General features: G+C 62.9%; 14 protein-coding genes. 5 read left to right on the top strand and 9 right to left on the bottom strand.

The annotated features are described in order from the left end of the window. The first annotated feature begins 548 nt into the window (after window positions 1-548). Window positions 549-971, top strand: a complete 423-nt coding sequence (locus UW3_RS0125320) for a group II truncated hemoglobin (RefSeq protein WP_010226794.1) — start codon at window positions 549-551, stop codon at window positions 969-971. Here UW3_RS0125320 and UW3_RS0125315 read toward each other — a convergent pair. From UW3_RS0125315 to UW3_RS0125305, 3 genes are all read right to left on the bottom strand, one after another. Further along, complete coding sequence (locus UW3_RS0125315; RefSeq protein ID WP_010226792.1) at window positions 962-1,264, bottom strand: hypothetical protein; 303 nt, start codon at window positions 1,262-1,264, stop codon at window positions 962-964. The genes UW3_RS0125320 and UW3_RS0125315 overlap by 10 nt on opposite strands. 138 nt (window positions 1,265-1,402) lie before the next feature. After that, window positions 1,403-1,588 (bottom strand): hypothetical protein, encoded by a 186-nt coding sequence (locus UW3_RS0125310; RefSeq protein WP_010226790.1) that lies wholly within the window; start codon window positions 1,586-1,588, stop codon window positions 1,403-1,405. Window positions 1,589-1,763: 175 nt separating this feature from the next. Beyond that, entirely contained in the window at window positions 1,764-2,084 is a 321-nt protein-coding gene (locus UW3_RS0125305) for a YbjQ family protein (protein ID WP_010226788.1), read from the bottom strand. Between the two features lie 186 nt (window positions 2,085-2,270). Between UW3_RS0125305 and UW3_RS0125300 the strand changes: the two genes are divergently transcribed. Both UW3_RS0125300 and UW3_RS0125295 read left to right on the top strand, forming a co-directional pair. Continuing rightward, window positions 2,271-3,698, top strand: a complete 1,428-nt coding sequence (locus UW3_RS0125300; RefSeq protein ID WP_010226786.1) for an MFS transporter — start codon at window positions 2,271-2,273, stop codon at window positions 3,696-3,698. A gap of 34 nt (window positions 3,699-3,732) precedes the next feature. Further along, window positions 3,733-4,461 (top strand): class I SAM-dependent methyltransferase, encoded by a 729-nt coding sequence (locus tag UW3_RS0125295; RefSeq protein ID WP_010226784.1) that lies wholly within the window; start codon window positions 3,733-3,735, stop codon window positions 4,459-4,461. Between the two features lie 48 nt (window positions 4,462-4,509). Here UW3_RS0125295 and UW3_RS0125290 read toward each other — a convergent pair whose 3' ends face one another. From UW3_RS0125290 to UW3_RS0125265, 6 genes are all read right to left on the bottom strand, one after another. Next, the gene (locus tag UW3_RS0125290; protein ID WP_010226782.1) at window positions 4,510-5,169 is read right to left on the bottom strand and encodes an SAM-dependent methyltransferase; all 660 of its coding nucleotides are present in this window, start codon (window positions 5,167-5,169) and stop codon (window positions 4,510-4,512) included. Window positions 5,170-5,187: 18 nt separating this feature from the next. After that, entirely contained in the window at window positions 5,188-6,879 is a 1,692-nt protein-coding gene (locus UW3_RS0125285) for a WD40 repeat domain-containing protein (protein ID WP_010226780.1), read from the bottom strand. A 29-nt stretch (window positions 6,880-6,908) separates the two neighbouring features. Beyond that, window positions 6,909-7,505 (bottom strand): GTP cyclohydrolase II RibA, encoded by a 597-nt coding sequence (gene ribA / locus UW3_RS0125280; RefSeq protein ID WP_010226778.1) that lies wholly within the window; start codon window positions 7,503-7,505, stop codon window positions 6,909-6,911. A gap of 29 nt (window positions 7,506-7,534) precedes the next feature. After that, on the bottom strand, window positions 7,535-8,545 hold the full coding sequence (locus UW3_RS0125275) for a formylglycine-generating enzyme family protein (RefSeq protein WP_010226776.1): 1,011 nt from the start codon (window positions 8,543-8,545) through the stop codon (window positions 7,535-7,537). Between the two features lie 81 nt (window positions 8,546-8,626). Next, window positions 8,627-9,517 (bottom strand): VOC family protein, encoded by an 891-nt coding sequence (locus tag UW3_RS0125270; protein WP_010226775.1) that lies wholly within the window; start codon window positions 9,515-9,517, stop codon window positions 8,627-8,629. Next, window positions 9,517-10,560 (bottom strand): methyltransferase, encoded by a 1,044-nt coding sequence (locus tag UW3_RS0125265; RefSeq protein WP_010226773.1) that lies wholly within the window; start codon window positions 10,558-10,560, stop codon window positions 9,517-9,519. Before UW3_RS0125265 ends, UW3_RS0125270 begins: the two co-directional genes overlap by 1 nt. A 309-nt stretch (window positions 10,561-10,869) precedes the next feature. Here UW3_RS0125265 and UW3_RS0125260 point away from each other — a divergent pair, with 309 nt between their 5' ends. Next, window positions 10,870-11,529, top strand: a complete 660-nt coding sequence (locus UW3_RS0125260) for a helix-turn-helix transcriptional regulator (RefSeq protein ID WP_010226771.1) — start codon at window positions 10,870-10,872, stop codon at window positions 11,527-11,529. Window positions 11,530-11,559: 30 nt separating this feature from the next. Further along, window positions 11,560-12,297, top strand: coding sequence for a nitroreductase family protein (locus tag UW3_RS0125255; protein WP_010226769.1), 738 nt, complete (start codon window positions 11,560-11,562; stop codon window positions 12,295-12,297). The last annotated feature ends 148 nt before the right edge of the window (window positions 12,298-12,445 follow it).

Genomic DNA, 12,445 nt, shown 5'->3' with positions numbered 1-12,445 from the left:
AGTCGCGAAGTTACGGGCGGCGCCTGCACGGGCGTATCTGCGAAAGCAGATGTTGGCGCAGCCAGGCTGACGCCGGAGCGGGGCAAGCTCGCTGGCAAAGCGAGCACCGACTTGCTTGGTCTTGATTTTGATGTTCATGCACGTAATTCCAGGCGCCGCCAAAAGCGACTTCAGGAGGCTGAGCGAAGGTGCCTGTAGGGGCAGTGCGCAGCACCTTCGGCGTTAGCCGAAGACGCGAGACGTAGACTTGGCGTAGCAAGTCTTAGGCCGCGATGCCCCGGAGGGCGCCGTAGCGAGGGGACCCGAAGCGCAGCGTAGGGCCGTATGCAGGAGCAAGCGGTTTTGCCTACCTTTTCCCCAGAGAAAAGTAGGCCGCCGTAAAGGCGGAAGGGGCCAGCAGCGGCGCCACAGCGAACGGATAAGCTCGCAGCCTGAACATCCCAACCCAACCCAACCCAAGGACCATAGCCCCCAAGACTCCATGAACAGCATTTTTTATTCGCCCCGGGACTTGGCTAGAATGGCGCTTTTACCTGAAGAGCCCACTTATGACCCACCCCGCTTTCGGCACCGGTGATGCGTCCTACCAAGCCGCCGGTGGCATCGACGGCCTGCGCCGCCTGGTCGATGCGTTCTACCGGTTGATGGATGAGAACCCCGAGGCACTGGCCGTGCGCCAGATGCACCCCGACAACCTCGATGCCTCACGCGACAAGCTGGCCTGCTTTCTCAGCGGCTGGCTCGGTGGCCCGCGGCTGTTCAGCGAACGCTATGGCCCGATCGCCATCCCGGCCTTCCATGCCCAATGGCCGATCGATGAACACCACAGCGCTATCTGGTTGAGCTGCATGGAGCAGGCAATTGCACTGCAGGATTACCCCGACGAATTTGCCGACTACCTGCTGCGCCAACTGCGCGTGCCGGCCCAGCGCATCGTCCAGGCCAGCCGCGCCCGCCATCCTCAGGCCTGAAGGCGCAGCGCCACCGTCTCCAGCGGCAACGCCCCGGTAGCCAGTGCCCGGGCCCGGTCGACACCCCAGACCATGGCGCGGGTCATGGTTTCGCCGGGACGGTTGTCGTAATACTCCTCGACCAGGGCATTGCCCTGGCACGTATAGATGCCGAGGAACAATTGCGTGGCACCGGTACGCGACAACCTCACCTGCACGTCGATACTGGTCCCGTCACTGAGCTGTTCGTCATGGCTGCGGCTATGCAGTTGCGCGTCGGCCCAGCTCCAGTAAGTTTCTTCCCTGATACGCATCGAGTGACTCCTGTATTGATGGCGGCAGTAGTAAGGCACACAACCCGAAATCAGGCGAGTACGAGCCGCACAACCTTTGCGCGAGGTCAAACAATGCAAAAAAAACCCCGCCGTTGGGCGGGGTGGTGGTCGATTCGATCACTTCTTCGCGGGCAAGCGCGGGGTGAATTTGCCCTTCTTGCTACGCGGCAGCGTGTTCAGGCGCACCTGTGCGTCTTCCTGCGTCATGTTGGTAAAGCCCAGCCGATAGCCGCTCTGCCCGCAACGGATTAGATTGTTGATTGGAAAAGCGTCGCCGTTGTCCTCATTGAATAAGTCAACCATGCCCCAGTCTCCCTCCGACAGCGGATCAGTACCGGCAAGCAGATGATTGCCCAGAAAAGCACTGACCCTGGTGATTCTGAGACTAGCCGGTCATTTACGGACCACACGGGCGAAGACAAAAAAGCCCGACCAATGGCCGGGCTATTTTGTCGCACCCCTCGGGTGACTTAGAGGCTTACTTGAGCTTTACGGCGGTGCCGGTGACAAACACCACAACCATGCCACCGCGTGCCGACGGCATGCTGATTTCGTAATCCAGGCCCACCACCGCATCGGCCTGCAGGCTGCGCGCGCGGCTGCGGATTTCGTCGGTGGCCTGGATGCGTGCTTCTTTCAGGGCACTCTCCAGGGTTTGCGAACGGCCACCGAAAAAGTCGCGAAAGCTGGCGAAAATATCGCGAACCACGTTGATGCCCTGGACCGACTCGGCGCTGACCACATCCAGATAGGCGGCGATTTCCCGGCCTTCGATGGTACCTGTGGTGGTGATGATCATGCTGCTCTCCTTCGGCCTTGCCTGTCAGCCGCCCGGCGCTTCAGTGCGCGGGCGGTAAAAAAAACGCGATGGTAGCAAAACCGGCGCCTGGCGCGCTGGCTATTTATACAAGTTATAAATTGTGTAATAGGGCGACTGCACCTAGACTTTCAGCCACTGAACGCCCCGCCTGCGAAGGAGCCGCACATGAACACCGCCCACACCCCTGCCCCCGCTTCATGGGCCGAACTGCTGCACGGGCGCAATGCCCTGCGCTCGATCGCCCTGGCCGGGGGTGTGGCCTTGCACGCGATCAACGTCTACATCGTCACCACCATCCTGCCGACCGTGATTGCCGACATCGGCGGCCTGGCGTTTTATGCCTGGAGCACCACCCTGTTCGTCGCCACCTCGATCATCGGCTCGACCTTGTCGGCGCAATTGATCGAACGCCTGGGTGCGCGCGCCGCCTTTCTCCTGGCGTTGGCGGTGTTCGCCCTGGGCTCGGTGATCTGCGCCGAAGCGCCAAGCATGCCGGTGCTGCTGATCGGCCGCAGTGTCCAGGGCCTGGGCGGCGGTATCTTGTTTGCCCTGAGCTATGCCTTGATCCGCCTGGTGTTCGATGAACGCTTGTGGCCGCGGGCCATGGCCCTGGTGTCCGGCATGTGGGGCGTGGCGACCCTGTGCGGCCCGGCGGTCGGTGGCATCTTCGCCCAGGGCGGTCATTGGCGCTGGGCGTTCTGGTCGCTGTTGCCGGTAGCGGCGCTGCTGGCGCTGATCGTCATCAGCCAGTTGCGCAACCAGGTCGCCGCCCGTTCGCAATCCCGTCCACCCTATGGCCTGATCGCCTGCCTGGTGGCGTCGGTGCTGGCGATTTCCGCCGCCAGCCTGTCGACGCAACTGCTCTGGAACCTGATCGGTATCGGCGCGGGGCTGGCCATCACCGTGCTGATCGCACGCCTGGACCACCAGCCCGGCCGACGCCTGCTGCCCACCGGCGCCTACGCCCTGGGCACACCGCTGGGTGGGTTGTACGCGGTCATGTGCCTGCTGATCGCGGCGATCACCACGGAGATTTTCGTTCCTTATTTCCTTCAGCAGATTCACGGCCTGAGCCCGCTGGCAGCTGGCTACATGACCGCCGCCATGGCCGGTGGCTGGACCGTTGCCGCGTTGTTCAGCGCCAGCCGAACAGGCGCTGGCGCCGAACGCATGATCCGCTTCGGCCCGGCGGTTATTCTCGTTGCCCTGCTGGCACTGGCGCTGATGACCCCGCAACAGCGGTGGCTGGCGCAGACCCAGGGCCTGGTTGTGTATTGCCTGGCCCTGGCCGGGGTTGGCCTGGGGATCGGCCTGGGCTGGCCACACCTGTTGACCCGGATACTCAGCGCCGCCCGCCCGGGCGAAGAGAACCTCGCCTCGGCCTCGATCACCACCGTACAGCTGTACGCCACTGCCCTGGCCGCCGCACTGGCCGGGCTGGTCAGCAACAGCGCCGGGCTGGTCGAGCCCGGTGGCGTCGCCGGTGCGCAGCAGGCCTCGGCCTGGCTGTTCGGCGTGTTTGCCCTGGCGCCGGTGCTGGCCCTGCGGCTGACCTGGCGCCTTACCCGCAGCCCGGCCCGGGCCCTGGCCTGAAGAGTTGAGTCCCCCTGCCATGCAAGGAGCAGCGATGAAAGAAGCCAAACAGGTGTACGAGCGCATCAGTGAACAGTTCGAGGACTTCACCAGCCATGCCAGCCAGCGCGGTGTCGAAGTCGATACCTTCCGCTACATGGTCGGCAACGTGCAGCGCCTGGAGATTCTCGACCTGGCCTGTGGCCACGGTTTTTTCAGCCGCCAGCTCAAGGACTGGGGCGCGGCTCAGGTGCGCGGCGTGGATATTTCGCCGAGCATGATCTACCAGGCCCGCCAGGCCAACGACGGTATCGCCTATGAAGTACGGGACGTGGCGCAAATGGGGCGCATCGGCAGCTACGACAAGGTCACCGCGGCCTGGTTGTTCAACTACGCCAGCAGCATCGAGGAACTGGGGCGGATGTTCAGCACCGCGGCGCAGAACCTCAAGCCCGGCGGCCAGTTGGTGGCCTACACCGCCAACCCGGCCTTTGACCTGGCCAAGGGCAACTTCACCCGCTACGGCATCAGCGTACTGGAAGAAAGCGCCGTCAACGGCGGCTATCGCTGCAAAGCCCAGTTCATGTCCACGCCGCCGGCCGACTTCACTTACTACCGTTGGCGTAAAGAGGTGTATGAAGACGCGGCAAAAGCCGCAGGCTTGCGCGACTGCCTGTGGATTGCGCCGTTGATCAGCAAGCAACGCCGGGCGGCCCGGGAGCCGGGCTACTGGGACGCGTTCGAAAGCAACAGCCTGCAGATCGGTCTGATCTGCAGGAAGTAAGTAAAACGGCCGGGACCTGAAACACTCAGGCCCCGGCCGTGCTCCCACTCAGTTGCGTACCAGCGCCAGCAGGTACATGGCGTCGCCATGCTGGCGTTCGATCACCACCAGCTCCTGCCAGGTCAAGCCGTAGCTTTCAAGGGTGTCGCGAATGCCCTGCTCGGTGAAGAAGTAACCCTGGCGCTGGTTGTCCATCTCGCGCCAGCCCGGTACCGGGTTGCTGCTGTCCACGCCAAACACATTGAGCGCAATCAGGCCGCCCTGGCGCACGTGGCTGCGCATGTGCGCCAGGTACGCATCCCACTCATCGGGGTGCTGATGGTGGAAGCAACCGTTGTCGAGCACCGCGTCGAACTGCCGGCCGTCCACCGGCTGCCAGTCCTGCAGGGCGCTGTTGAGCAACTCCAGGCGTTCGCCCCAACGCTTGCGCAACAGCGGCCAGCTGGAGTTCTCGACGATGTCCAGGCCGGTAACCCGGTGCCCGGCCTGAATCAACTCCGACGCATCGCGGCCTCGCCCGACGCCGACATCGAGGATGCGCTGGTCGGGCCTGTCACCCAGCGCCGCGAGGAATATCCGCGCCGCCCGGGCCATGCCGATGTCCCACGACCACTCGTCTTCACCATGGCTATAGCGGTGCACAAACGAGGTATCGAGCGCCTTGCGGTACGCCGAAAGCTCCATGAAATCCACTGCCTGCTTGCTCATTGACCGATCTCCTCGCACTCAGGAAGCACGCCGGGCGGCGATGCCATAGATGTTGCCGTCATAGGAGCTGGCCAGAAAATCATGCTGCTGACCGCTGTGGGTGATGCAGGAAATGCCGCTGGCGGTGGGCCGTTGCAGCGGCTGCCAGCTGCGTGTGACCAGGTCGAACAGGGCCACCGTGCCGTTGTAGGCGGCGGTGGCGATGATCGCGCCGTCGGCCGAAGCGCCGATGCACTTGATCGAATGCTGGTGCGGCGAGTCGTACACCTCGTCACCGCTCTCCAGCCACAGGCGCAACTTGAGGTCGCGGCCGATACTGGCGAAGCCGCCCGCGATCTGGCAGCAACCATTGGAGATGCGCGAATGGGCGTTGTCGATATGGCGGGCGCAGCTGAAATCGTCGATACGGTGCAGCGCGGCATCGGCCGAGGCACAAACGCTGAACAGGTAGCGGTCGTTGGCGGCAACGCCTTTGATGGCGTTTTCGTGCATGGCGATCGAGGCCACTAGCTTAATGCCGTCACGACCGTCAAGGATGAACACCAGGCCTTCGCCGGTGTAGGTGCCGATCAGGGCGTGAAGCACGCCGTCCTTGGTAAAGGTGGTGCCGCAGTTCAACGGTGAGCGGTGCTGGTACAGCAGGTGCCCGGTAAGCGCATCGAACACCTGGCCCATCTGCCCGCCGGTCAGCAGCAACGGCCCGAACGGCTGGAGGAAGTTGCACAGGCTGCCGACCCCGGTCACCGGTTTGTTGTCGCGAAACAGCAAGCCGGCATCGCCGATGCTGTACTGCTGGCCCTGGGCACTGACCACGGCGTTGATGCTGACCGCGGGTTGGATACCCTCGACACTCCACTGGTCGCGCTCGTAGTTCCAGGTGGCATAGCGCGAGCCGAAGGTGGCGAACACCAGTTCTTGTTCACCGACAAAGGCGCAACTGCGCGGCCAGATGATGCTCGGCAATGCGGTGCTGCGCAGCTTGCTGAGGTTGTGCTGGGCATCGAAGCGCCAGAGGATCGCCGAGCGGTCGTAGCTGAGGGTCACCAGCAGTTGCTTGTCGTCGTTCCAGACAATGCGCTTGATCCCGGCGTCGTGGGCGGCAACGCTGCGCACCTGGCCCTGGCCGATGATCGAGATGCGCCCTTCATCGTCGCCGGCGAACACCACACCGGAACGGGTGATGGCGATGGTGTCGGTCTCGACGCCGCCGATGTCCACTTCATCGCACTGGCTGAAGCTGGCGGTGTCCCATTGGCGCACGGTGCCGTCGTCGCTGCTGGAAATCAGGCGTTTGCCGTCCGGCGACCAGACCACCGAAATCACGTCGGCCTGGTGGCCGTGGAAACTGCCCTTGAGGTTACCGTGCACATCGAAAATGCGCAGCACGTGGTCACGCGAGCAGGTGGCGACCAACGTGCCGTCGGGCGAGAACACCGCCATCTCGACGTCGTCCTGGTGGCCGGACAGCACCGCCTTGAGGCGCATGCTCGGGACTTCCCAGATACGCGCGGTGTAATCGCTGCTGGCGCTGACCAGGTGCTTGCCGTCGGCACTGAAAGCGCATTGATTGGCCAGATGATCGTGGTGCACACGGTGAATGGGCAAACCGGTGCGGGCATTCCACAAAATGACCTGGTTGTCGTAGCCTGCGGTGGCGACGAACTCTGCTGCATGGGCGGCGATGCCGCTGATGGGGCCAATGTGTTTCATCGAAAAATCCTTTTTTCTTCAGAGAACAATCAGAGCTTGATCGAGTGGCTGGACTTGGCCACTTTCGACAGCAGGTAGTTACGGTTGTGCCGGGTCAGGAACACCCCGGTCGGCACCTGGTCGATGACCTCGATGCCACCTTCGCGCAACTGCTGGACCTTGTCCGGATTGTTGGTCAGCAGCCGGCAGCGGTGCACATTCAACGCCTTGAGCATCTGCGCCGCTGGGGCGAAGCTGCGCGAATCGGCGGGATGGTTGAGCTCAAGGTTGGCTTCGTAGGTGTCCAGGCCGCGGTCCTGCAGCAGGTAGGTCTCGAACTTGGAATACAGGCCGATGCCGCGCCCCTCCTGGCGCAGGTAGATCAGGTAACCGCCCTGCACGTTCAAGGTGTTCAGCGCCTCCTGCAATTGCGGGCCGCAATCGCAGCGCTGGGAGCCGAACACATCGCCGGTGATGCATTCGGAATGCACCCGCACCAGCGGCACCTGGGCCTTGTCCAGGTTGATGCCGACGGCAAAATGTTCGTTGTGCTTGTCGAAGCCCTTGAAGCCGAAGAAATGAGCGTCGACCGAACCACCGAGGATCGAGATCGGCACCTTGGTGTGCAGCGAAACGTCGTTGTTCATGATCAAACCTCGCACGATTGACAGATAACTCAGTTGTTGTTTTCTACCAGGCGAAAGCCCATGACATAGATCGGTCGTGGGTAGCGCCCATGTCGCCGAGGGTTGCGCGCCAGGTCGCGAAAGCGCGTGAAGCTGCCACCACGGGCGATTCGGTGACGACCGACATCCAGCACCAGGTCGTCGTTGATCTGCGGGCCGCCGGGGTAAGGCCGATAGTCATCGGCGACGTACTCCTCGACATTGCCGGCCATGTCCAGCACGCCGAACACCGAGGCGCCCTCGGGGAACACCCCCACCGGGGTGCTGTCCAGGTAACCCAGTTCGATGGTGTTGGCATATTCGGCGTGAAAGTGTTCGCCCCAGGGAAACTGCAGGCGCTGGGGCCCGGCTGCGGCATGCTCCCACTGGGCTTCGGTCGGCAGGCTGAAGCGCCGGCCGGTGCGCTGGCTCAACCACTGCGCATAGGCATCGGCGTCGCTGTCGCTGACGCTGTACACCGGGTGGTTGGCGCGCTGCTGCGGGTAGCGGCCAAAGGCCCAGCTACTGGGCAGCGAGGGGTGGCCGGTGTCGAGCAAAAACGCCCGGTACTCGCTGTTGGTCACGGCAAAGCGGGCGATGCGATAGCGGTCCAGCTGAACGCTGTGCAGCGGGGTTTCCTTCTCGATCCAGCTGCGGTCCAGGCCTAGCCCGTCGAACGCATCGAGGACTTCACCCACCCGCTCTGGCGCAAGGCCGATCTGCACGGTAGCGCCCGGAATATCGATCATCTGCGGGTTGAATACATCAATGCGCGGGTCACCGCGCAACCCCAGCACTTCACCTGCACCAATGCGCTGGTACAACGGCGTATCTGCGCTTTGCAGCTGGGCCAGCAACTGCTCGACCGGGCTATCGAGCAGCGCCCGGATGGCCATGCCCACCTGTTCCACCAGCGGGTATTCACGGTAATGCTCGGGGTAGCCCATCAGCACCCGGTCAGTGACATCTTTGGGCAGCGGGCTGGGAAGCCGCGGCCAATGCCGATCCTTGAGACTGTTCATCCTTGCACCTTGTATTGAGTAACGACGCCCACGCCGGGGCCGAACCTGGTTCGGCCCACAACGCAGTACCCAGGGCTAGCCTCAGAGCTGGTCGAGCAGCAGTCGGCGGTTGGTTTCGATCATCTCGATTTCGGCGCTATAGACTTCGACCACCAGGCCATCGGGGTCTTCGAAGTACACGGCGCTGCGTACGTTGTCCGGGCCATGGTGATAGCCCGGCGCCGGGCCATTGCCTTTGACCAGCTTGATCGAACCATTGGCCGTGACCCGCTCGGCGATGCGCTTGACGTCTTCGGGCAAGGCGCGAATGCCGATGTGATAACCCGGCGGGTAGTTGAACTCGGCGCTCTGCTCGATGAAGAAGTCAAAGCCGTTGAGTTCCATCACCACTTTGCGCGGGCCAAGGTTGTAGCAGTAGCGTGCGCCGAAGATGTCGCGGTAGAAGGCCTGAGACACCTGCAGGTCGCGAGCCAGGATGTTGATGTGATTGAGCTGCGGCTGCTGGCGGGCCAGCGCCGCAGCATCGAGCGATACCCCTTCCAGGGCACGCCACATCTTTACCGCGGCGGTGAACTTGGCATACCCCGCAAGCCAGCTTTTCAACGCTTCGCTGGCCAGCGGCTTATCCAGTTGGGTCAGGCCATAGGGATAGACGAAGCACACCGCAGCCTGCAACAACTGGTGATTGATGGCGTCTGCGCCAGGCACCCTGCCCTGGCCGTCGGCCAGGCGTACCAGGGTCACCGCCGTATTGCGGTAGAGGGCCTCGGCCGCCTTGAGCTGTGCGCCCAATGCCGCCTCCTGTTCGCCAGCCAGCAGCACGATCAGGCCATCGGCCTCGCCTTGGCGAGCCAGTTGCGCCGTGGCGTGCAGTTCGAAACCGGCGGCGCTGGCCACCTGGCCCAGCTCACCGATCAGGGTCAAGGTACGGCCGTCCGGGTTGGCCGAGTGCAGCACGATGAACTTGAGCATCAGTTGGCCCTCCGTCCGACCAGCAGGGTATAGCGGCCAATCGGCTCCTGGTCGACGCTCAGGCCCTGGTCCTGCATCTGTTTTGCCAGCCAGCGGGTCGGGTGCAGTTCGCCATTCACCGTGTTGACCATCATGTGCAGGGAGAAATCCGCCGACAGCACCGGGTGGATCTCGTCTTCGTCCAGGGTCATGCTGAGGATCAGCAAGGCGCCGTTGTTTTCCAGCAACTGACTGGCACCCTTGATCAGCGCAGTGGTCTGCTCGCGGGTGAAGTAATGCAGGCAGTCGTTGAGCATCACCACATCGGCGCGCGCGTCCTGATAACGCGCAAGGTCGAGCAGGTTGCGCTCCTTGAAGCTCAGGCGCTGCTCAAGCTGATACTTGCCGATGGTGCTCTGGGCGGCCTGGCGGGTGGCGTCCAGGTCCCAGATCTCACCGCTGACCTGCGGGTGGCGACGGGCGATCTCGGCGATGTAGGTGCCATGGCCGCCGGCCAGGTCGATGACCTTGTTCGCCTGGTCAAAGACTGACAGCTCACGCAGCACATCGACCATTGGCTGACTGAAGCGGACCATGGCATCGTTGAAGGCATCACGGGCAGCGAGGTCATGCTTGAAGCGGTTTTCCTGCTGGAAATCCAGCGATTGGGTGGTGCTGAGAATTTCCCCCAGGCGCGGCCAGTTCTGCCATTGCAGGCGCTGGTGAGCAATGATCGGGCCGATGAATTCGCCGCTGCTGCTGACCAGGAAGCGCTCGCTCAACGGCTGGTTGACAAAGCCTTTGTCGGTTTTTTGCAGCAGGCCCATGGCAACCAGGGCATTGAGGAAGATCTTGCCTTTGTTGGCCACCCAGCCCAGCGCCAGGCTGACCACCTCGGCCTTGACCGGCTGGCGGGTATGGTCGAAGACCTTGTGCGCGACTGCCGCGTGGAGGATGGCCGACTGGCGATACTGGTCGGAGAGTTTCACTAGGTCGAACACACCGTCGAGGGTATTGGCCTCTTCGGCGTGCTCATAGATGGTCACCGGTTTTTGCGCATTCATACACTCACTTCCCTGTTGAGTTTCATTCCCTAAATGCTCCAAGCCCACGGCCTGCCTGCACGGCAAGTTCTGGCCATTGGCGGTGCTCACTGCTGCCACGGACGCAGACTAAGATCTCAGGCTAGTCGCTGCCGGGGAAAACACAAATTCGAACTTTTATATTTTTTTGAGCTTTGAACTTTGTAGCTAATACCTTTTACAAATAATCGGTGCAGTGCTAAAACGGGCTATGCTCGAGCTCGTTACCTGCGCAATGGATGGCGCCACAGGTCGACCGTTAACGCCTATTCGCATGGTTATCTGCACACGATGATTGCACCTGCCGCCGACGCCAACTCCACCGCCGACCGTATCCTGTTTTTACTCAAGACCCGTGGCGCGCTGAAAACCACCGACCTTGCCAGCCTGCTGGAGATCACCTTCGAAGCCGCGCGCCAGCAGATCCAGAAGCTGCAGGCCGCCGAGCTGATCGTCGGCATCAGCGCCCCGGCCAAAGGCGCTGGCCGCCCTTCGCAGAAGTGGACCCTGACCGACGCTGCACAGCGGCGCTTCCCCGACGCCCACAGCGTGCTGACCCTGCAGCTGATCGAGACGGTCGAGCAGGTGTTCGGCCATGAGGGGGTCGATCAACTCATCACCCGCATGGAAAACGCCAACCGCAGCGAATACCTGCAGGCCTGCAGCCCGGCCGAAACACTCGAAGACAAGGTGCGGACCCTGGTGCAGCTGCGCGAACGGGCTGGCTACATGGCGGAAATGGTCGCAAGCGACAACGGCTGGCTGATCATCGAAAACCACTGCCCGATCTGTGCCGCGGCGTCACGATGCCAGGGGTTTTGCCGCTCGGAGCTGCAGATCTTCCAGTCGGTGCTGGGTGAACAGGCGCTTGTCGAGCGCTGTGAACATCTGATATCAGGTGACCGACGCTGCGTGTACCGGGTCTTGCCGAGGACGGCGCCCGCGCAGTGAATTCATAAGTCCTTAAGGAATGAGGCCAGCATGAACCCGACCATCGAGCTGCTCGCCAGCCATCGCAGCGAGCGCAGTTTCCAGGACCGGCCGATCAGCGACAGCCTGCTCGACGCCATCCTCCAGGCCGCCCACCAGGCACCGAGCTCGTTCAACGCCCAGCACATTTCCACCGTAGTGGTGCGCGATGCCGAGCGCCGCCGCCAGATCGCCGAGCTCGCCGGCGGGCAACCGTGGATTGCCGCGGCACCGGTGTTCATCACCCTGGTGGTGGACTTCTACAAGACCGCACTGGCGGCGCGCCTGAGCGGTGACCAGCAGTGCATTCACCAGCACCTGGAAGGCATGGTTGCCGCTTGCACCGATGGCGGCATCATCCTCTCGACGCTGATGACGGCTGCGCGTTCACTGGGCTTGGGCGTGGTGCCGGTGGGCGGCATTCGCGCCAATGCCAGCGGCATGATCGAGCTGCTTGGCCTGCCGGAAAAGTCCTTTGCCCTGTGCGGGGTTGCGCTGGGTTACGTGCAGCAGCCGGCGCTGCAAAAACCGCGCTTGCCGTTGGCTTCGTTTCGTCATGACGAGCGCTATGACGCCCAGGCATTGCCGGCGGCAATCGAGGCTTACGATGCGGCCCTGATGGAACACTGGCAGCTCGCCGGGCGAGTCGAGGGGCAGAACTGGTCGAGCACTATCGGCCGCTGTTATGCGCGCAATTACCGGCCGCAGCTCAAGGCGCAGTTGCTGGCCAATGGGTTGGCGGCAGACTGAACGACCCCATCGCGGGTCAAGCCCGCTCCCACAAAGAACCTCTTTACCCCGGACCTGTGGGAGCCGGCCTTGCCGGCGATCGAGCGCGCAGCGGTCGCAAGTCAGGCAACACTGATGAGCTGACTGGACCGGCCTCATCGCTGGCAAG

This window comes from Pseudomonas donghuensis, from assembly GCF_000259195.1.
Lineage (GTDB): Bacteria > Pseudomonadota > Gammaproteobacteria > Pseudomonadales > Pseudomonadaceae > Aquipseudomonas > Aquipseudomonas donghuensis.
Note: the sequence above shows the minus strand (reverse complement) of the source record. Positions and strands in the feature narration are given on the sequence as shown.